This window comes from Ensifer sp. ENS09 (assembly GCF_014852425.1).
In the GTDB taxonomy this organism is placed as follows: Bacteria; Pseudomonadota; Alphaproteobacteria; order Rhizobiales; family Rhizobiaceae; genus Ensifer.
The window spans coordinates 804,416-823,019 of sequence record NZ_JACVBP010000001.1 but is presented as its reverse complement, the minus strand read 5'-3'; the positions used below and the strand labels follow the sequence as shown (position 1 = coordinate 823,019).

Here is an 18,604-nt window from a genome sequence, read left to right as displayed (position 1 = left end):
ACATGAGCGTCCTTGAGAGCAACACGGCTGAGTGGCCAGCCGAAGGCGCCATCATCCCGATCGATGCGGTCGATGTCCGCGTTGCCGGTGCGGCCCATCCGTTTCACCTGGAGGAGGTGGAGCGCGCGCAGGAGAACTGGCAACGGGAGATCGCTGCCAATCCGCATCTCTTCGATGGGCGCATGGTGCTGCTGAGGGCGCTTCGCATCGACGACGGCCGGTTGCGGGGCGAGGGGCATGTGGTGCCCTATTCGACCTTTCTCTGGTGGCGGAAGACGCGGGCAAAGGGTGCCTTTCATCTCTTCGCCATGCCGGCGATCCTTTCTTCCGACGGTGCGCTGATTCTGGTGCGCATGGGCGGGCATACCGCCAATCCCGGCCGGGTCTACAGCCCCTCCGGTTCGCTGGAGCCCGAGGATATCGTCGATGGCGGCTGCGACATCGACGGCAATATCCGCCGCGAGGCGATGGAAGAAACCGGCATCGACCTTTCGCTCGCGACGGTGGAGCCCGGTTATCACCTGCTGCATATGGACCGCGCCGTGACGCTCATCCGCGTCTATCGCTATCCGGAGAAGGCGGCAGCGCTGGTTGCGCGCGTTGCCGCGCATATCGCCGTCGATCCCGAACCGGAGATCGACGAGGCGATCGCGGTTTTTGGCCCGGACCCCGTGGCGCACAACTATCCGCCCTTCATCCCGCCGATCCTCGACTGGCTGTTCCGGCGTGAGAAGCCGCTCTGATTTTGAGTCAACAGGGCGTCGTATCCGCTTGTATTCGCGTGCTTTAGCGCGGTTTTCCTGATGGCTGCGCGACGGCGGATGGGCGCCGGCTGAGTCCGGGCGGGCTTTTGGCCGCTTGGACGGCGAGGCATGCTGCGGGAGTGGGAGCTAAAGAAAACGTGATCCGCGTCGAGTTGTGTACCGGTGCTTTTAAGTCTTGCCGCCCGCGTCCCGACGCTGCAAAGTTCGGGCATATTCGCAAGGGGACATGAATGGCGCTCAGCTACGCGATCTACGACGTCTTCACCGACAGGCGACTGGAGGGCAATCCGCTGGCGGTGGTTTTCGGTGCCGATTGGCTGGAGGACGGGGCGATGCAGGCGATCGCGCAGGAATTCAACCTGTCCGAGACGGTGTTCATTCGCAGGCCCGGTGGTGCCGCACATACGGCGAAGCTGCGGATCTTCACGCCCAGTCAGGAGCTGCCCTTTGCCGGCCATCCGACCGTCGGCGCGGCTGTGGCGATCGCCGAGGCGCAGCACGGCGCGATCGAAGAGGGCATCGACCTCGTCCAGGTACTGGAGGAAAAGGTGGGGCCGGTGCGCTGTGCCGTGCGGCTCAAGGCCGGGCAGGCGAGCTTTGCCGAATTCGACCTGCCGCGCAAATCCGTCAGGCTCGACGCACGCTTCGACCGACAGGCGATCGCAGATGCACTGAGCCTGAAGCTCTCGCAGATCGGCTTCGAGAATCACGTGCCCTCGTTCTGGAGCGCGGGCGCACCCTTCGTCATGGTGCCGGTGCATGATGTTGCGGCCGCTTCGTCGATCGAGTTCGATTCGCTGCGCTGGGAGCAATTGACGCCGATGGCCGAGGGTCGGCTTGCCGCGGCTTACGTCTATTGTCGCGGCGGCGTGAACCACACGGCGCGCTTCCATGCTCGCAAGTTCGGGCCCGGTGCCGGCAACCTTGAGGATCCGGCGACCGGCTCGGCCGTCGCGGCCCTTTCCGGCGCGATCCATTATTTCGACCAGTTCGTCGACGGACATCATCCGGTGCTCGTCGAGCAGGGCGTGGAAATGGGGCGGCCGTCCTTCATCCACCTGCATCTCGACATTGCGGGCGGCGAGATCAGCAATGCCCGTATCGGTGGCCATGCAGTGAAGATCGCAGCCGGCGAACTCTACGTCTGAGGCATAGATGCATGCTTTGGAAAATTGAGCTTAATCAGCGCTTTAAGAGAAGTTTTGGTGGGTGATCACGGGCTCGAACCGTGGACCCGCTGATTAAGAGTCAGCTGCTCTACCAACTGAGCTAATCACCCATCCATGGCGTCGCTTTAGCGCACGACCTCATCACACTCAAGAGGGTAATTGCATCTCGCGATGAGAAACTCACAGCCGTTTCCGCCGGAGCGGTCGGAAACGGCCAGAGTCTTGCCTTCAATCGTTCCCGGGCTCAGCGCACGTCGATGAAGTTGCCCCTGAGGTCGAAGCGGCAATTGAAGAAGGTGGCGCCGCGGCTGCCATCGTAGTTGCCCTGCACCCAATAATAGCGGCCGCTTCGGAAGGCCATGTTGACGGTGATGCGATTGGGGCGCACGCCGAAGGCGGCGGAGGCTTCGCCCTGGCAGAAGCGCGGCATCATCCTTGCGTCGACACGATCCGGCTGTTGCGTGTCGTCATATTGCGGCGGCCGCTCCGGGCGTGGCCGTGTGTTTCCGCCGGCCGACGTGACGCGGCAGACGCCATTGCCGGCGCCCCGGCGGGTGTAGCTAATCGAGGGCGAACCATCGCGGTTGACGCTGATCGAGACCGTGGTTCGTCCCTGGCTCGCCTCGTAGTAGTCGTTGCTGAACCGCCTCAGGCGTGCTTCGCTGCCGTTGATGTAGACGGGACCGCCCCGATCGGCGTGGACCTCGATGCGGCCGGGGCAGGTGGCGTTGAAGAACGGCACGTCTGCTTTCGCCTCCGTGGCAACGCCGGCAAGGATACCGATGAGCATTCCTGTGGCGATCGTACTGCGCATGGGGATAACCTCTCCAATCATCGCTCGTTTCGTCTGCCCCGCTTCGTTGCAGTATGCCGAGCATGCGGCTCGCGTCAAACGGGTCTTTCGTCGCGTTTCCCCTTTGGCCTGTACCTGCAGGGCGCGCGGAGGTGGTCGTAACGCGCCTGGCGGAGGCAGGGCAAGTTCTCCACAGGGGGTGCGCTAGCCCCATGAAATTTTTCAAAAGATTTTCACAAAGGCGCTGGACAACCAAACCGAACGCCTTTATACGCCCCCTCACGACAGCAGCGGGACACACCGCAGCGGTCGCGGATGGGTGATTAGCTCAGTTGGTAGAGCAGCTGACTCTTAATCAGCGGGTCCACGGTTCGAGCCCGTGATCACCCACCAAAACTTCTCCTAAAGCGCTGATTAGATTAGAATTCCTACACTCTTGACGATCGCGTGCGCTCGGGTTCCGGGGCAAATGTCGCCGCGCGTTTTCCGTTCTCAAAACAAGCCGGTTCGATCTTGCGAGCCCAGTGCAGAGCGCGCCCTGCTGGCCCGCGGGGCGGGCGGCGGGTGGGATCGCGAGGACAGGACTGTGCCAGCGTGATCGGCCTTTCGCCAAGCAAGCGACGATACTGCTGTTGCCGCGCTCAACGTCTCGCTCGACACGTGCGACGGCTGGGCCGCCGTCGCTGCCATATCTTGCAAGTCGCGTGAATCACTTGGCCGGAAAATAGCGCAGGGTTCCGGCGAGCCGGGGGCCGGTCGAGCCCTTGGTGTCCATCGGATGATTGATGCCGTCGTTGACCGGCAATTCTTCAAAATCAAAGGGGCTCACACCCTCCAGGCAGGCTGCGTTGACGCCGTAGAAATCGGGGTTGGAGCGCGGCTTGTGAAAGGTGTAGATGCCGCATTTCGAGCAAAAGAAGTGCTCTGCTGCATGTGTGTTGAACTGATACCTGGTCAGGGCCTCGCCGCCCGAAAGCACGGTCACCCCGTCCTTGGCCGCCGAGACGGCAACTGCGCCCTTCAGCTGGCAGTAGGAGCAGGTGCAGCGGCGGGCCGTATGAAGACCATTCTTTAGCCGAACATTGAAGCGAACCGTCTTGCAGTGGCAGGCGCCGTTGAGGTCCTGAGCGTCGAAATTCATGGAAAACATCCGTCTGGTCTGAGCCGAATTGATGCCTGTTCCATACGGGCTGGATCAAGGATCCTCAAGTGCTGGCCGCAAGGCAGCGTATCGGAGGCTTACCGGTCGGCGCGACAACCTTGAGGCCACTTGTGCGGCCGGACCGTCAGCGCCGTCAGGCTTCCGTTGCCGCCATGCTTTCGAGGTCCGCAGGCCCAGTCAATCGACGGTGCAGTTGGGATAGAGTCCGTTGATGACGGTCACACCCGAACCGGGGGCGGTCGCAAGGCTCATGAAGCCCGCTGCAGCGACCCGGCTGGCCGCAGCATTGCTGGTCGGCGACACCAGGACCGTCTTTGCTATTGCCCAGTGACCGGCCGGATTGTTGTCGAACGTCGCCGTCCACGGAAACGCAAGCGGTTGGTCAACACGCGCCGCATTGACGTGGATATCGGCGTCACCGATCTGCGCTGTCGCGCCGAGTGCCGGGTTCGCCAGACGCACCTGTTGCCGTCATGCAACAGGTGCGTCACCAATCCTGCGCCTGCAGATTGTCCTCTTGCCGGGGAAGTAAACTCGTGTAATTTTCGCCAAATCGGAACTCAAACTAGAGGAGGCATACGATGAAGATCAATTTTGTGCAGATGCTTGCCTCTGGTGGAGTGGCATGCTCGTCACGACGACCACGCCGCAATGCTATGGGTTACTTTGGCGCATAAGCGTCGCCCACGTTCCGCCTTTTCGTATTTTCCATTTTGACTTGATGTGACCGGTTCCCGGAACGTATTTCCGTGTCCGCGCGCATCTATAATCTAGAGGGCCCGACCGCTTTGCGCGGCGGGAAACAATCATGCCCGAATTGCACTTGAACGCCGCTGGCACCTTGCCGGCGATCATGGACGACTTGTTTCGAACGTTCGGCTTCCGCCGTACGGTCGGTGCTTTCCTCCGTGCCGTCTGGAGGCGTCAGCGGACGCTCAACCAGATCAGCCACCTCTCCGACCGCATGCTGCGCGACATCGGCGCGGAAGCGGAAGAAGGCATGAAGAAGCCGGAAATCGCCGACATCTCGCTCTGGCAGATGCCGGTCGGCTACCCGGTGATGATCAAACACAATTGAGGCCCGCTTCGGCGGGCCTTTTTTCCCGCAGCAACCGGCGGCCGATGAACGTCGGGTCCAAGCACAATCGGCTCACTGGGGGACTGGCGCGGCGAGCTTGGCCGCGCAGTCATGCTTGATCATTGCCGCGGCAAGGTTCTCCCGCCCCTTGCCGGTCGCCTTGGCCTTTGCTGCGGCCATGTCCCGGCACCAGCCTGCATCGAGAACCTCTTCCGGAATGTGCGGGATGCAGGACGAGAGAAGCAGCAGCGAACAGAGGAAGACGACGCGCATTCAGGGCTCCACGGGTGGTGCTGAATTCATAGCATTGGCAAGCCAGAAGGGAACAGGGTGGTTAACCGGCCAACAGGTTAGCCCGACGGGGGCCGGCCGCACGGCAGCCCCTGACCAATCAGACTTGGCGGGCTAGCGGCCTATGTTTCGGGAAGGCAAATGACTTTCTGCGAGATCGGGCTGACGTGTGGCCACTGCCTCCCGCCGGCGGCATGGGCGGGTTTTCCCTGATTATATCGACGAGCGTGCTTGCCCGCTTTGCTCAATTAGCTATGACGGTAACAACGTCGGGACATCCGGCATCTGAAACCGCGGGTGGAAGTGCAGCAGCGATGACGGGCACCACGAATATTATTGACGCGCGCGCGTGCAGCGACGAGGCCCTGCAGGCGATCGGCTCCGACGTGCTGATCGTCGGATCGGGGGCCGCGGCCTGCGCCATGGCGACGCGGCTTCTGGCGGCAGGGTTGAAGGTCACGTTGCTAGAAACCGGCGACAACCTCGTCAACTCCGACAGCTCGCCCTTCTTCGAGATCGCCAACCAGGAACCGTTCGGGCTTTCATTCCAGATCGGCGGGGCGACCAACCTCTGGTCCGGGCGCGTCGCGCCGCTTGAAGACGTCGACCTGACGTCGGGCAACGACTGGCCGCTGGAGCGGGCGGAACTCGACGGCTACTACCAGCAGGCGATCGAGCTGCTGCAACTGAAGCCGATCGACGATATCGACCGGGTGCCCGCCTACGACGGCGGCGCGGCGCCTTGGCGGGATTTCGTCTCCGACCCGGCGGTCTCGGTCAAGCGGTTCCAGTGGAGCCGCCCGGCCTTCAACGGGCAGGACTATCTGAAGACGCTTGCGGGCAAGAACCCTGATCTCACCATCGTCTATAATTGCCGGGTGCTGCAGGTGATCCCGACCGCCGCCGGGGATCGCGTCGGCGCAGTGCGGGCGGCGATCGGCGAGGGGCGGACCGTGGAGCTTTCCGCCCCGGAATTCGTGCTTTGCGCCGGCGGGCTTGAAAACCCGCGCATCATGCTGAACAGCCGCCAGGGCGGGTTTCTGGCAAACGACAATATCGGCCGCTTCTTTTCGACCCATCCGAAGGCGAATGTCGGGCGCATTCATCTGTTCAAGACGGTGAAGACGGCGGGGCCATTGTTCAGCGACCACAAGAGCGGTAGCAGCTCGCTGCGCTTTGGTGTCGGCGTGCGCAAGGATCGGACGAGAGACCAGCTGAACCACTATGTTCAGTTTTCGCCACGGTTTGAATCGATCGGGCTCAAGCTTCTCGAACATGCGCAGCACGTGGTGGCTGCCGGCGAGGGTGGCGATCGCCCGCAATCGACCTTGCGTCGTCGCCTGACCTCGGCGCTGGCGGTTGTCGGCCAGGTCGCCTTCAACGTCATCGGCAAGATGGGGTTGCTCGGGCCGGGCGGTTCGATCCTGGTCGTGCGCGGTTTCTTCGACCAGCATCCCAATGCCGAGCACAGGGTCGAGCTGAGCGAGGCGCGCGATCCCCATGGGCTGCCGAAGGGCGTCGTGCGCTGGTCGCTGACGGAGGAGGACCAGGCGTCGATCCGCGAATTTCTCGACGAGCTCTCGGGGCTGCTGCTGCGTCACAATATCGGCAAGCTGATCCCGACGCTTCCGCCGGTGGGCAAGCCCTGGGACATCACCGGCATCCATTCCCATTTCATGGGCACGACGCGCATGGGCCGCTCGGCCGACATGTCCGTCATCGATCGCGATGGCCGGGTGCACGGCGTCGACAACCTCTATGCGGCGGGCGCCTCGGTCTTCACATCCTACGGCTACGCCAATCCAGTACTGACAGTCATGGCGCTTGCAATGCTTACCGCCGATAAGATATGCCAGCGCCACAAAACAAAGGCGGGTAATCCATGACGGAAATGACTTCCCCGGAACTCAGCGGCAAGGAACAGCGGGCGAAACGCACGCGCTGGCAAAAGCTCTCGCGTAAGAACTACTTCGGGGGGAAGCTTTCGACGAAGAACCTGGTGCGGCTATGCCAGGAAAATGCTTCGAACAAGCGCACGATCATCGTTCACACCGAAGACGTTGACTATACTGAGTTTTTCCCGAACTCGTTCCTGGTCTCGAAGTCCGATCGCAAGAAGGCCGATCTCGTCGTCGACACGCATTACCATCTCGATGCGATCGAGAGCGAAAGCTACGATATCGTGCTCTGTACCGGCCTGCTCGAGCATGTTCCCGATCCGCAGCGGCTGATCGACGACATGCGCCGGATTTTGAAGCCGAACGGCAAGCTGATCATCTCCGCCTCGGCGGTGTTCTCCTTCCATGAGGGGCCCGAGAACTATTTCCACTTCACGCCCTTCTCCTTCAAGATGCTGTTCAAGGACTGGAGCGAGATCGAAGACCTGCGCGGCTCGAGCATGCCGTTCGAGACGATCGGCATTCTGATGCAGCGCATCCTTCTGCAGTGCGACGTGTTTCCGCTGGCGCGGCCGTTCATCGAACTCATGGCGCGCTCGGCCCGGTTCTTCGACGTCTTCATTACTCAGCAGTACGATACGACGTGGAAATACACCGACGATCACAAGATCGATTCGATGATGCCTTCCAATATTCAAGCCGTGGTGAGGAAATAGCGCCGATGTCTCTGGATTCGCTTTCAATACAAGAGTTTAACGGCTGCCGTTTCTTTTGTGCGGGCAACAACAAGATCGAGCGCGAGTTGAAGAAGGGGCGCAATTTCTTCGGTGAGTACCACTACGACTTTACCAATTTCGCCGTCGTCAAAAGTTTGGTCGCGCACGGTCACGTCTGTCTCGACATCGGGGCCAATATCGGCGTCTATTCAAACGTGTTTGCGCATCTTTCCGGCGATGCAAGCAATGTGCATGCGTTCGAGCCAGTCAGGCATATCCGCCACAAGTTGCTCGCCAACTCCAAGCTCAACGGTCATTCGGGCCTCAACGTCAACGACATCGCGCTCGGAGACACCGAAACCAACATGACAATGTTTCAGATTAAGCAGGGTCACATCCGCGGTGGAGTGAGTTCACTGCTGCAGAACGACACCTACAAGCAGCTAGGCGCCGAAAATTACGATGAGGTCGAGGTCGTGGTCACGTTGCTCGACAACTACGTGCAAAATCGTAATCTGGGCGCGGTTGACTTCGTAAAGATTGACGTCGAAGGCTTTGAAATGAATGTGCTTCGCGGTGGCCGTAAGACTGTCGAGCGCTACCGGCCCTTCGTGCTTCTGGAGCTGGATTTCGAGCGCCACGGCGCGGCAATTGGCAATGAGATGAAGGACTACTTCTTCTCGCTTGGCTACCAGGCCTTCGAGCCAGAGACGACCAAGACGAGCCCCTTCACTCACCGAAAACTGTCCTTTGTCCCCTATGATTTCAGCGACAGCCCACGCCGGCGCAATATCCTCCTAGTGCCCTGAGCGTTCGCCACGCCCCCTAGACGGTTCGTCAGGGCAATCCCCCACGGGCGGAGCCCGTGGGGGATTGCGTTTTCGGCGCCGGGCGCTATCGGGCGATTACGGGCTCGTCGCAGGCTGCGTCGTCGACGGCTGCGTGGTTGTTGCAGGCGGTGTCGCTGACTGGTCTGTCGTTGCGGGCTGCTGGGTCGTCGCTGGCTGCTCGGTGGTTGCTGGCTGTGTCGTCGTCGTTGCCGGTGCTGTTTCGGTTGCCTGCTGGTTCGCCCCCGGTTTGAGGAACATCACTGCAAGTACAATGAGCACGACCACAACCACGATACCGATGATGGTGTTTCGATTCATCAAGGCTTCTCCTCAGGTTAAGTGCCTTGAAGCTGTAAATGGAGCGGTTGGTCGAATTATCAACAGGCCGGTTCGCGGGTCGGTTGAAAAAGACATGCCGAGCGTGGCGCGGAGAGGCTGGGACCGCCCCCGGCACATGCATCCGCAACTGGTGTGTGGGGGTCGGCGAGGTGGTTTTACCCCAAAGACAGCCGGCTAAATGAAGCTGCAAGCGCGAGCCAACAAACGCGCTTTAACGGCCTTCGTCGGCCGCCTTCGGGACCGCGGTAATGAAGCCGAGCCGCAGCAATTGCTTCGATCCATCGAACTTCAGCGAGGATTCGGAGAAGAGTTGCAGCGCGCCGGTGCTCGACAGCGCATCCGTCATCTTGGCGTAGGCCGCCGAGCCGTCGAAATATTGCCCATCGGCCACCGCGTCGTTTATGACCTTCTGGTAGTCGGCAAAGAACTTGAAGTGGAGCAACGTGCCGAGAATAGATGAGAAGTTGCGCTGGTAGGGGAGCGGCTGGTGGATGCTGGGGCCGAAGCGACAGTCCTCGTCCCAAAAGATCAGCGGATACTTGATCAGCTCGAGGTCCGATTCGAATTCGCGGTGGCGGGCGCCGCCCTTGATGGTGATCGCCCGCTTGGTCGTCGTCAGGGTGTAGCCGCGGCTGTCGAAGTGATCGGCGACCTCCCAAGGGGCGCTGGTCTTCAGCTGGTCGATGTCGGCGGCCCCGAGATCGACGGGGTACATGTCCAGCATCGGCGCCGGCAGGCGCGAGATCTTCAGGCCCTCGAGCGCGTGGATGACGGACCAGAGCGTGCGGTTTTCGCAATCGTCATAGATCAGGAACTCGTCGGAATCGACGTTCACATACCAGCGCTCGCCGCCATAAAGCGCAAAAAGCGATTCTCTCCAGGCGCGTCCGCGCCGGGCATCCTTGTAACGGACCGAGGATGCCCACAGATCGACATCCGGCTGACAGAGCAGGAACTCGCGCGTGCCGTCGCTGGAGGCATCGTCGACACAGATGAAGCGGGTGATACCGAGCGACCGGTAATGGGCGAGAAAGCCCGGCATCAGCTTGGCGTCGTTGCGGGTCAAAAAGATCAGCGGCAGGTCATCGGGATAGAGCGACGTCTGCCCCTGGGGGCTAACGCAGCGCAGATCGACCGCATGGTTCATCCTGCGCTCACGCCGCTCGACCTTGGTCGTTTCGTACCAGGTCGCGATGCGATCGAAGAAGCTTCGATCCGTGATCGACTCGGCATCGGAACGATTCTGGAAGGGATAAGCGATATCGGTCATGCTCATTCCGACATTTGTCATAAATAATATAATCCCGGACTAAATCAAAAGCACAGACGTGGCAATCCATACGATTGCACGGATATGGGGATCGGGAAGGTGCCTTTCCATCGGCCCGCACACGTTGAGCGGGCCGTGGCGCCATAGTCTCTGCGGGTGCAGGAAGCCCTTCGCCGGCGATACCCGACGGCATCGAGCCCGGGCCTGCGGATGGCGTTTCGTTGTTTTTCCTCGAAACTTTTCGCCCGCTGCCCTGTTTCTCCTTCATCCACGTTCGCGCTGAAGCGCCAGGAGTGGAGGAGGCAGACATGACAAACTTGATGAGCAAGCTATTGATGGCGGCCCTGGTGGCCGCGGGATCGGTCACCGCAATGCCGGCCGTTTCGCCGGCGCAATCGCTCGACCTCTATATCGGGCGCGACCGGGATTATTACGGCGACGACTTCCGCCGCGAGCGGCGCTATGACGACGAAGATTACGTGCGCCCGCGTGGCTGCAGCTCCGGCCAGGCGTTGCGCCGGGCCTATCGCGCCGGGTTGCGTGATCCGGAAATCGCCGCGACGAGCCGCAACCGGATCGTCGTCGAAGGCGAAACCCGACGTGGCCAATATGCACGGATCTATCTGGCCAACCGCAGCGGCTGTCCGCGGATCGGGTAACGGGTGGGCGGTCGCATCACGATCGCCTTCGTTCTCTCGTCTAGGCTGACGCCGGCAATCGCTCGGCGTCGGCGTCCGCGGCAGGTTCGATGTTTTGTCGGTTTCCTTGCGGCCGGCCGCGGTGATAGACCACGCCGCATGACCGCATCTTCCGATTTCAGCGCCATCCCAATTGCCGAGCGCGCCTGCGGCACCTGCACGCTCTGCTGCCGGCTGCCGGATATCGACGCGCTAGAGAAGCCGGCCAATGCCTGGTGTCGGCACTGCACGGGTACGGGGTGCCGGACCTACGAGGATCGGCCGCAGCTTTGCCGCGACTTTCTCTGTCTTTGGCGCACGGACGAGACGCTCGGCGAGGCGTGGGATCCGGCGCACGCGCATATGATGATCTATCGCCAGGGGCCGCAGGTGACGGTTCTCGTCGATCCGGATCATCCGGACGCCTGGAGGCGCACGCCCTATGCGGAGGTGCTGCAGGGCTGGGCGCGCGAGGGTGAGGGCGGGCAATATGTCATCGTCTTTGTCGGCGACGCGGTGTTCAAAGTGGAGTGAGGTGAGGGGCGAATGAGCGGGGATAACGACCCGGCGGCCCCGCGAAAAGAAAGAGCCCCGCACGAGGGCGGGGCAAGCAGGCACCCAAAATGGCTCGGGGTGCGGGGAAGCGCAGTCCAGAAAGAACGTACTGCGCGGTACGGAAGCTAACGTGCATCCGCCGGCGCGGGAAAGGCCGGATTCGCCGATTCTGGTACGGTTGCCAAAATAAAGTGGCCCGGCCGGGTGGCGGGCAGGCCAGCCCTGCGGTCGCTCTACTGTACGGTTTTCAAGGCGATCGATTGACTTTGTCGGTCAGCGCTTCATTTCCGATTGGAGGAAATGACGGAGACGATCATGTCAAAAGCAATGCTGACGCTCCTGTGCCTGGCGGCGCTTACGCTTTCGGCTTGCGCCAACACGGCGCGCGGCTTTCGGCAGGACGGTGTCGAAACCGGCCACGCGCTGGATGATGCGACCCACCGCGTGCTGAAATCGACATCGAAGTGACGCGAGACGAGGCGCCCGGGGCTGCGGCGGCCTATCTACCGCGATGGGGCGGTGCTGGCGCGCGCGGGACTTTCAGCGCTGCTGAAGATCACCACGGCAAATAGCAGCACGCCAAGGAAGGCGACGATCGACGCGACGGCGACGATGGGCTCGATCTCCGGCCTGCCTGTCGTCATCAGGTAGAGCGATGGCACGAGCACCGCGACGCCTGACGTGTAGACATAATACTGGACGAGGGCCAGACGCCGCTCGGCCTTGGCCGGGTTGAGCGCGTAATAGATGCCGAAGATCGCCATCGTCACCCAGCCGAGCAGGTTCGTATGGGCGTGGGCCGGTGTTGCCGCATGGTCCTGGCTGATCGCCATGTGTAGGCCCATGCAGAGGCCGATGATCAGAAAGATGATTGCGGTCTTGAAATAGAGTTGCGCAAGCCGTGGCATGGATTCTCCTCCGCGATGCCTTGTTTATTTATTAGCATGTTCGCAAATGAATGGAGATTGCCAATATTGGGCGCGTGAGGGCGTTCCGGCGGGCGGAGGTCACGCGGGCCGGGCGGTGGCGGCGGCGAGGGCGGCGCGCTTGCGTGTCGCCATGCCATCGAAGGTGGCAAGCCCCTGGCGCTGCAGGTAGGCCGAAATCGCCGCCTCGATACCGCGATCGTTGCCGCCTTCGGTTTCCCAGAAGGCTTCAATGGCCGCAAAGAGGGCGGATCTGTCGAGCGTGACGGTCATCGCAGGCTGGTTCCGAACTGCTGGCGGTGGTTGAGGGTGCCGTGGGCGGTTTGGCTGAACGGTGCGCGCCGGACACCGAAATCGGCGCACCACCGTTCCCAGGCCTGCGACGTTCGCACGAAGGCGGGCAGTCTGTGTTCCTGCTCGGGGCTCTGGTCGAAACCGTTCAGCCAGGCATCGGCGACGCTCTCGGTGACGTCTTCGCCATGAAGTGCGTCGAGATCGAAGCGGATCAACCGCTCCACATGCTCGCCGTCATGTACATGGAGCCAATCGGCTGCCGTTTTGTAGGTGGTGCCCGTCGTGTCGGTCTCGTCGAAGAAGGTGCCGGCACCGAGCGTCATCATGGCGAGAATGATCTCTCGGCGCTGGAGAAAGGGCGCAGCGCTCATCGCCGTTGCGGCGCCCACGGAGATCGCATCCGACATCGTTCACCTCGTCTGTTCGAGGTGCACGCTGGAACACCCTTCGCGGGTTTCCTGTCGGCCCCTCCGGCTGTGTTTCCGTGCTGAATATAGGAAAAATCCTATCAAAAAGTCAATAGGAAAAACACTGCCGGCAGGAAGCGCCTCACGCAAGTTGTCGATGACGGGCCGTTTGTTCTTGTTTTGTTCGGAGGATTGCGCCACTGTGGGGCCGCCATTCCAGGTGGCGGGAAAGGAGCATGGGATGATCACCTACTTCGTCGTTCAGAGCTTCACGCTGGGGAGCCGCGGCGCATTTCTCGCCGACGACCCGGTGCAGGCGACCGGGCCCGAGCATGCGCAACGGCTGGCCGAAAGGCTGTCGGCGACCAAGGTGGGGGTGATCGCCTTCAGCCGCTCGGGCGACCTGGCGACCGGTGAGTTCGAGGATGCCAGGGTGCTCTTTACGATCGGCGACCTGCCCACGGAGATCGAGGAGGCGATGGCGGCATGACGGCTGTCGCCGGGCAGGGGGGGCGTAGCGGTCACATCCGTGAGCGGTCGAAGAAGGCGCTCACCGCTTGGGAGCCACTCAACGTTTATTGGTTACGAGCTGGGCGCGGCGTGGTAATGTCGTCGCGCAATGTTGGGAGGCGTGAAATGATGTCCGTCGACAGTCGTGCAAGCGGCGAGCCGTCTACCGGTCAATATTGGTCTTCGCCCATTCCGGTTGACGAGGCCGAGTTGAGCCCCACTCTCCTGCGACAGATCAATTTTTGCGACGACAGGCGCGGATTTCGGGCCTATTTCGTGCAGGTTTTTGCCGATCCTGCCGGGCCTCCAGAGGCCATGTTCGAGCTTGCGTACAATCGCAGGAGCAAGCGCGCCTGCGCCATTTTCGAGGCGGTTCGGGCGGCTGACCTTGGTGGTTCCGGTGATAGGGTCGTCGCTGCGGCCGATCCGATCTGGGTGGTCGCAAACAGCCCTCGGACAGCGGTTGATGCTGCTTTTCAGGCCTTGGTCGATCGGTGTTCCGACTAAGGCAACTCGCATATTTGTGCTGTTTGCGGCGGCGATGGGCGAGAAATCAAAGACTTGAAGCGCGACGAGGGGGCTGGAAGATTGCGGCGTGCCTTAACGGGCGGCTGCTCGGCGATCCCGACCGGATTGCCGCTCAATCTCTTTAAAATCCTGTGATTGTTTGTGGTGCTCGCCCCGTTTACCGCGCGCTGTATTTGCCGACGACCCGGTGGCAGAAGGACCATTCGACCCGGCTTTCGGTGAACTCCAGGAAGGGGTTGTATTGCCTCAGCGTCCATTCGCGGTCGTTGAACGAGACGAGGCGCTTGATGATCGCCTCGGCATCGTTGGCAGGCGGCACATGGTAGAGCACCACGTCCTTGTCGCGGGCCGGCGGCAGATGCGGGTGGACGAGCGCCATGTCGCCCGGCTCATAGGCCGGGATCATCGAGCTACCGGTCAGGTAAATGCCATAGGCGCCCTTGACGCCCTCGAGCACGGACGGGCGCTTGACATATTCGACCGCATCGAAGGTGACGATCACATGGCCGTCGCCGCCTTGTGCGGCCGCAAAGATAGGCAGATCGCGATGGCCGACGAGCTGCTCGCCGGGCACGATCTGCGGCGCAAAACCCGGCGCGCGTCTGGGCGCGGCCTCGCCGGCGGTCGCAGCGCCCTGGATCAGCTCGACGATCGCGCGGGCGTCGCGCTCGCGCAGTTCCCGCGGCGTCTCCCGCTCCACGAACTGCTGGATATAGGCATGGTTCTTCCCGATCGCGATCGACAGATCCTTGTAGGTCGTCTTCTTCGCGTCGACTGCTTCCCGGATGAGGTGGCGCAATTCGTCCATGACACTGGCATCCCAGATTCCGTTTCTGTCGTCCAATAGGAATTTTCCTCTTGATGACAATAAGAAATCCTACTATGAATAGGATGTCAACGGAAATGAGCAGCAGAAACCGCTGCAGTATCCGTCATGGCGCCACCGGGGCCGGCGAACGGCATGGGGCGGATCATCGATCCCTTTCCAGCCGATGCCGACCAGGGCGCATGCAGTATCGATCGCCGCACTCTGTGCGGTGGTCCAGGCGAGAGGTTGTCGTTTCCTCCCCGGCGACCTCTCGCTTTTCCAATCGATGCCGGCGCGCCGGCGCAGAGTTTGCCACGCGGGCCGATGATGGTCCGCGGTCGGTGACGTGCGCCCCGTCGGCATCGGGCACCCGGAGCGCGAATCGTGCGCTGGGTGCTCCAAGGTCGCGGGCTCCGGCCGTTGACGTGCCCCTCCTTGGGCGGTGGCGTCTCGGCACCGGGAGGTGCCGGAACTGAAGGACGACCGGTTGCTGCCTGACGGTGGGCAGCCGGTGGGTGACGGGAAGAACAATCGGAAGCGGGCGCGCGGCAGGCGCGACGAATGGCCGTGCCAATGGGTACGGCCAAATGGGGAAGGCATGGGAAACGGCATGGCTGACGATGATGTGACAGGGAAGGCGCCGGGAGGGCGCGGGGTTTCGCCGATGCGTGGAACTCGGGCGCGGCTGGCGAGCAGGGACGCCGGTTCCAAGGCTAGCCTTCGTCGCCGCAGCGAGGTGTCGAGCCCTGTTTCCCGTCAGGCGCGGCGCCTTCATTCCTGCCCGCCGGCGAGGGGTTGAGCAAATGCGCATTACCGCAATCGTCGAAGCCCTGGTTCAATCGGGCGCGTCGCCCGAGATGATCCTTTCTGCCGTGCGCGCTGCCGAAGCGGGGCACGTCTCCGAGATCGAGCGTCGCCGGGCAGGTGACCGCGAAAGGCAGCAGCGCCGCCGGGCGCGCGTGACGTCACGCGATGTCACGGTGACGGCGAACGGTACCCTCTCTGATAAAGAAAGCTCCCCCGTACCCCCTAAAGAAACTAACTCTCCCGACCCGAATCCGGGTGGGGATGCCGACCGGCCGGTCGGGGCCGCAGCCGTGCCGGACGCGAGAGGCTCGCGGCCCAAGGGGAACGTCCGGGCGACGCGGCTGCCCGAAGATTTCGAGCCCGACTGGGGCTTTGCCGCCGGGCTCGGTTTCGGCCGGGCCGAGGCGGGCGTCGAGTTCGACAAGTTCCGCGACTACTGGCGCGCCAAATCCGGACGCGATGCGACCAAGCTCGACTGGGTTGCGACCTGGCGAAACTGGATGCGCAACGCCGGCGGCCGCGGCTTGCGCGGCGGCGGGCAGACCCGTCGCGGCCATCACCCCCAGGCGCCGCCACAGGAAACCGCCTTTGCCCGCCATCAGCGGGAATGCAGGCAGACAATCGAAAACCAACTGAACGGAAACGAGACCAATGACCTATTCAGAAATGATGATTTCGCCGGCGGAGGCCCGGCTTTCGACCTTGGGCCGGGAGATTACCGCGCTCACTGAGCGGCTGGCCTGTGTCAGCGAGGCGGCGGTGCTGCGCAGCCTCGACGCGATGCAGACGGCCGGCATGACCATACCCCCGACGATCGAGCCGAGGAAGATCGTTGCGGTCTACCACTATGCGCTTTCCGGCGTGCCGGCCTCGGGGCTTTCGGCGGCGACGCAGAAGCTGATCCGCGGCGACTATGCCGCCAATCCGAACGTACTTCTGGGCACGATCCCCAAGCCGCCGGTGCTGGCAGCGCTCGCCAAGGCGGAAGCGCTGGGCCTCCGGGCGGATCTTGCCCGCAAGCGCGAGATGGTTGCGGCGCTGACGCCACGCCCGGCAGACGGTCAGCGATCGCCGGCAAGCCGCATCCGGGTGCGGGCGCTGGTCGAAGGCTTCCGTCAGGCGCATGCGGCAGCCAAGGCCGGGCGGGACGGCGTTTCCACCGACGGGCGGGCGCAAGGTGCGAACATATCGGCCGATAGGGGCGCGGTTGATGGGCGTCCCGCTCATGCCGCCGCGCACACCCCGGCCGTGGCAAACGCCTTTCGCGGTTTGGCCGCGGCGGGCGTCGAGCACGCAAATCTCAATCCAGCCATTTCGAGGGAGGCTTTCCATGCGGTCTGAAGGCATTGAATTTACGACAGGACAGGTAGCGGAAGGGGTGGCGGACACGATGCCCTTCGGGGCGGACGACGCGGGGAGCGTAGCGGCAAAGCGGGCGACGCTCGACGATCTCGTCGGCATCGTCGCCGTTCAGGTGCGGGCGCAGGCAAGCCGGATCCAGGAGTTGGAGCTGGCGCTTGCCGATGCCGAAGCGCGCATCCTCTCGCAGGCGCGGCTGATCTGCGGCGCGACGGCGGCGGCAAACAGCGACCTGTTCAACCGGCGGCCGGTGCGGGCGATCATCGAGGAGGTGCTTGTCGCCTATCCGGGGATCAGCTTCGAGGAGATCATCGGCGTCGCCCGCGAGCGGCGGCTGGTCGAGCCGCGGCACCGCTGCATGACCGCCGTTTACGACGAGCGGCCGGATCTTTCGCTGCCGGCGCTCGGGCGGATCTTTCGGCGCGACCACACCTCTGTGCTGCACGCCGTCAACAAGCGCGAGCCCGGCAAGGAGCGGCGGCGCGGACGGGCGCAGCGTCCGGGCCATTTGCCCGCGAATGCCGGTGCCGACGGGATCGGCGCGCCGGCACTTTGATTTCCAGACGAGTTTCATCCCGCCCGCAGTCGCAGACAGGTGCAGCGGGCGAGGGCACATGCAGATTGCAAAAGGAGAAGAGACGATGACATCCAAGGCAGAGCGCATCCGCATCAAGCGCGCCAGCCGGGCGGGCCGGCCGCGCAAGGCCAATGTGGCGCGCTATCCGGGCGGCCAGATCAAGCATGGCGAAAGCGAGCGCGAGGTCTGCTCCGTGGCGCTGGAGGCGCGCCGGCGCATGCATTTTTCCGGCAGACGCGACGCCGATATTGCCAGCCCCTTTGCCGGCTACACGCTCGGCCGCATGTTCCTCGACGGCAAGCTGACGGCGCACGAGCGCGAGGCGGGAGACGAATACAGCCGGCAGATGGCGCGCTACTACAGCCTCACGGGCATTCCTTTCCCGAGCGTGCGGGCGCAGTCGCTGTTCGACGTCAAGGGCTTTACCGGCGAGACCAGCGCCGAGCGCGCCCGCGGCGCCCGCCAGGCGGCGAACCGGATGATGGAGCTGGAAGGCGTGCTCTTGAAACTGCCGGACGGGCCGCAGGTGAAGACCACTGTCTTCAACGTCTGCATCATGGACTACGAGATGCTGCGCACCATGCCGGAACCGCAGCTCGCCTGGCTGAAGCGCGGGCTGATGGAGCTGCACTGGCAGCTGGGGCTTTCGCGGGAGAAGGAAGGGGCGTGAACGCGAGCGGCGCGGATCGGCCGCTGCCAGTGGCGCGGTTTCAAGCCGGCTCGCGCTTCGCCGCGCCGCTTGCCGCGATGGCGGGTTCGAATGCCTTCGCGTCAGCGCGGCTGCGCACCGCGACGAGCGTCGCATGTTCGGCTGAACACGCGACGCTCGAACCGGCCTGAGGGGGC

The 18,604-nt window shown here is 62.9% G+C and carries 26 protein-coding genes and 2 tRNA genes; 17 read left to right on the top strand and 11 right to left on the bottom strand.

The features are described 5' to 3' along the window. The first annotated feature begins 2 nt into the window (after positions 1-2). Together IB267_RS04160 and IB267_RS04155 are read left to right on the top strand one after the other, a co-directional pair. Positions 3-743 (top strand): NUDIX hydrolase, encoded by a 741-nt coding sequence (locus IB267_RS04160; RefSeq protein WP_192446519.1) that lies wholly within the window; start codon positions 3-5, stop codon positions 741-743. Positions 744-994: 251 nt separating this feature from the next. Then, a complete protein-coding gene (locus IB267_RS04155; RefSeq protein WP_192446518.1) occupies positions 995-1,912 on the top strand; it encodes a PhzF family phenazine biosynthesis protein in 918 nt (305 codons plus the stop codon). 55 nt (positions 1,913-1,967) lie between these two features. Here IB267_RS04155 and IB267_RS04150 read toward each other — a convergent pair. Together IB267_RS04150 and IB267_RS33100 are read right to left on the bottom strand one after the other, a co-directional pair. Then, positions 1,968-2,043: transfer RNA gene (locus IB267_RS04150), tRNA-Lys, on the bottom strand. A 134-nt stretch (positions 2,044-2,177) separates the two neighbouring features. Further along, the gene (locus tag IB267_RS33100) at positions 2,178-2,747 is read right to left on the bottom strand and encodes a hypothetical protein (protein WP_210335741.1); all 570 of its coding nucleotides are present in this window, start codon (positions 2,745-2,747) and stop codon (positions 2,178-2,180) included. 296 nt (positions 2,748-3,043) lie between these two features. Here IB267_RS33100 and IB267_RS04140 point away from each other — a divergent pair. Beyond that, positions 3,044-3,119: transfer RNA gene (locus IB267_RS04140), tRNA-Lys, on the top strand. 316 nt (positions 3,120-3,435) lie between these two features. Here IB267_RS04140 and IB267_RS04135 read toward each other — a convergent pair. Both IB267_RS04135 and IB267_RS04130 read right to left on the bottom strand, forming a co-directional pair. After that, positions 3,436-3,867 carry a GFA family protein gene (locus IB267_RS04135; RefSeq protein WP_043626258.1) on the bottom strand — a complete coding sequence of 144 codons (432 nt, stop codon included), beginning with the start codon at positions 3,865-3,867 and terminating at the stop codon, positions 3,436-3,438. 198 nt (positions 3,868-4,065) lie between these two features. Beyond that, positions 4,066-4,350: a hypothetical protein gene (locus IB267_RS04130; RefSeq protein ID WP_192446517.1), complete on the bottom strand. Its 285-nt coding sequence runs from the start codon at positions 4,348-4,350 to the stop codon at positions 4,066-4,068. Between the two features lie 346 nt (positions 4,351-4,696). Between IB267_RS04130 and IB267_RS04125 the strand changes: the two genes are divergently transcribed. Then, the gene (locus IB267_RS04125) at positions 4,697-4,966 is read left to right on the top strand and encodes a DUF1127 domain-containing protein (protein WP_192446516.1); all 270 of its coding nucleotides are present in this window, start codon (positions 4,697-4,699) and stop codon (positions 4,964-4,966) included. 72 nt (positions 4,967-5,038) lie between these two features. On the opposite strand, the gene IB267_RS04120 is transcribed toward IB267_RS04125, so the two are convergent. Next, entirely contained in the window at positions 5,039-5,239 is a 201-nt protein-coding gene (locus IB267_RS04120; RefSeq protein WP_192446515.1) for a hypothetical protein, read from the bottom strand. Between the two features lie 332 nt (positions 5,240-5,571). On the opposite strand from IB267_RS04120, the gene IB267_RS04115 reads away from it, so the two are divergent. The 3 genes from IB267_RS04115 to IB267_RS04105 are packed head-to-tail and all read left to right on the top strand — an operon-like array spanning position 5,572 to position 8,680. Then, positions 5,572-7,143 (top strand): GMC oxidoreductase, encoded by a 1,572-nt coding sequence (locus IB267_RS04115; protein WP_192446514.1) that lies wholly within the window; start codon positions 5,572-5,574, stop codon positions 7,141-7,143. Continuing rightward, a complete protein-coding gene (locus tag IB267_RS04110; protein ID WP_051659275.1) occupies positions 7,140-7,871 on the top strand; it encodes a class I SAM-dependent methyltransferase in 732 nt (243 codons plus the stop codon). The genes IB267_RS04115 and IB267_RS04110 overlap by 4 nt, the downstream gene beginning before the upstream one ends. 5 nt (positions 7,872-7,876) lie before the next feature. Then, complete coding sequence (locus tag IB267_RS04105) at positions 7,877-8,680, top strand: FkbM family methyltransferase (protein WP_192446513.1); 804 nt, start codon at positions 7,877-7,879, stop codon at positions 8,678-8,680. A gap of 96 nt (positions 8,681-8,776) precedes the next feature. Here the strand turns inward: IB267_RS04105 and IB267_RS04100 are convergent, their stop codons facing one another. Together IB267_RS04100 and IB267_RS04095 are read right to left on the bottom strand one after the other, a co-directional pair. After that, complete coding sequence (locus IB267_RS04100; RefSeq protein WP_192446512.1) at positions 8,777-9,019, bottom strand: dynamin; 243 nt, start codon at positions 9,017-9,019, stop codon at positions 8,777-8,779. 232 nt (positions 9,020-9,251) lie between these two features. Next, a complete protein-coding gene (locus tag IB267_RS04095; RefSeq protein WP_192447170.1) occupies positions 9,252-10,235 on the bottom strand; it encodes a glycosyltransferase family 2 protein in 984 nt (327 codons plus the stop codon). A 383-nt stretch (positions 10,236-10,618) separates the two neighbouring features. Between IB267_RS04095 and IB267_RS04090 the strand changes: the two genes are divergently transcribed. The 3 genes from IB267_RS04090 (at position 10,619) to IB267_RS04080 (ending at position 12,010) form a co-directional block, all read left to right on the top strand. Further along, on the top strand, positions 10,619-10,969 hold the full coding sequence (locus IB267_RS04090; RefSeq protein ID WP_192446511.1) for a hypothetical protein: 351 nt from the start codon (positions 10,619-10,621) through the stop codon (positions 10,967-10,969). Between the two features lie 138 nt (positions 10,970-11,107). Then, positions 11,108-11,521, top strand: coding sequence for a hypothetical protein (locus IB267_RS04085; protein ID WP_192446510.1), 414 nt, complete (start codon positions 11,108-11,110; stop codon positions 11,519-11,521). Positions 11,522-11,857: 336 nt separating this feature from the next. Beyond that, positions 11,858-12,010 (top strand): entericidin, encoded by a 153-nt coding sequence (locus tag IB267_RS04080; protein WP_192446509.1) that lies wholly within the window; start codon positions 11,858-11,860, stop codon positions 12,008-12,010. A 35-nt stretch (positions 12,011-12,045) separates the two neighbouring features. Here IB267_RS04080 and IB267_RS04075 read toward each other — a convergent pair whose 3' ends face one another. The 3 genes from IB267_RS04075 to IB267_RS04065 form a co-directional block, all read right to left on the bottom strand. Beyond that, the gene (locus IB267_RS04075) at positions 12,046-12,450 is read right to left on the bottom strand and encodes a hypothetical protein (RefSeq protein ID WP_192446508.1); all 405 of its coding nucleotides are present in this window, start codon (positions 12,448-12,450) and stop codon (positions 12,046-12,048) included. A 99-nt stretch (positions 12,451-12,549) separates the two neighbouring features. Beyond that, entirely contained in the window at positions 12,550-12,741 is a 192-nt protein-coding gene (locus IB267_RS04070) for a hypothetical protein (protein WP_192446507.1), read from the bottom strand. Further along, a complete protein-coding gene (locus IB267_RS04065; protein ID WP_192446506.1) occupies positions 12,738-13,169 on the bottom strand; it encodes a hypothetical protein in 432 nt (143 codons plus the stop codon). The genes IB267_RS04070 and IB267_RS04065 overlap by 4 nt, the downstream gene beginning before the upstream one ends. 241 nt (positions 13,170-13,410) lie before the next feature. Here IB267_RS04065 and IB267_RS04060 point away from each other — a divergent pair, with 241 nt between their 5' ends. Continuing rightward, positions 13,411-13,659, top strand: a complete 249-nt coding sequence (locus IB267_RS04060) for a hypothetical protein (RefSeq protein ID WP_192446505.1) — start codon at positions 13,411-13,413, stop codon at positions 13,657-13,659. Between the two features lie 146 nt (positions 13,660-13,805). Further along, complete coding sequence (locus tag IB267_RS04055) at positions 13,806-14,186, top strand: hypothetical protein (protein WP_192446504.1); 381 nt, start codon at positions 13,806-13,808, stop codon at positions 14,184-14,186. 178 nt (positions 14,187-14,364) lie between these two features. On the opposite strand, the gene IB267_RS04050 is transcribed toward IB267_RS04055, so the two are convergent. Then, positions 14,365-15,015: a S24 family peptidase gene (locus tag IB267_RS04050; RefSeq protein WP_205238517.1), complete on the bottom strand. Its 651-nt coding sequence runs from the start codon at positions 15,013-15,015 to the stop codon at positions 14,365-14,367. Between the two features lie 803 nt (positions 15,016-15,818). Between IB267_RS04050 and IB267_RS04045 the strand changes: the two genes are divergently transcribed. The 5 genes from IB267_RS04045 (at position 15,819) to IB267_RS04025 (ending at position 18,598) form a co-directional block, all read left to right on the top strand. Then, positions 15,819-16,553, top strand: a complete 735-nt coding sequence (locus IB267_RS04045) for a hypothetical protein (RefSeq protein ID WP_192447223.1) — start codon at positions 15,819-15,821, stop codon at positions 16,551-16,553. Further along, positions 16,474-17,163, top strand: a complete 690-nt coding sequence (locus tag IB267_RS04040; RefSeq protein ID WP_192446503.1) for a hypothetical protein — start codon at positions 16,474-16,476, stop codon at positions 17,161-17,163. Before IB267_RS04045 ends, IB267_RS04040 begins: the two co-directional genes overlap by 80 nt. After that, entirely contained in the window at positions 17,153-17,737 is a 585-nt protein-coding gene (locus IB267_RS04035) for a helix-turn-helix domain-containing protein (protein WP_192446502.1), read from the top strand. Before IB267_RS04040 ends, IB267_RS04035 begins: the two co-directional genes overlap by 11 nt. An 85-nt stretch (positions 17,738-17,822) precedes the next feature. Next, on the top strand, positions 17,823-18,428 hold the full coding sequence (locus IB267_RS04030) for a hypothetical protein (RefSeq protein ID WP_192446501.1): 606 nt from the start codon (positions 17,823-17,825) through the stop codon (positions 18,426-18,428). Further along, a complete protein-coding gene (locus IB267_RS04025; RefSeq protein WP_192446500.1) occupies positions 18,425-18,598 on the top strand; it encodes a hypothetical protein in 174 nt (57 codons plus the stop codon). Before IB267_RS04030 ends, IB267_RS04025 begins: the two co-directional genes overlap by 4 nt. Positions 18,599-18,604 lie beyond the last annotated feature (6 nt).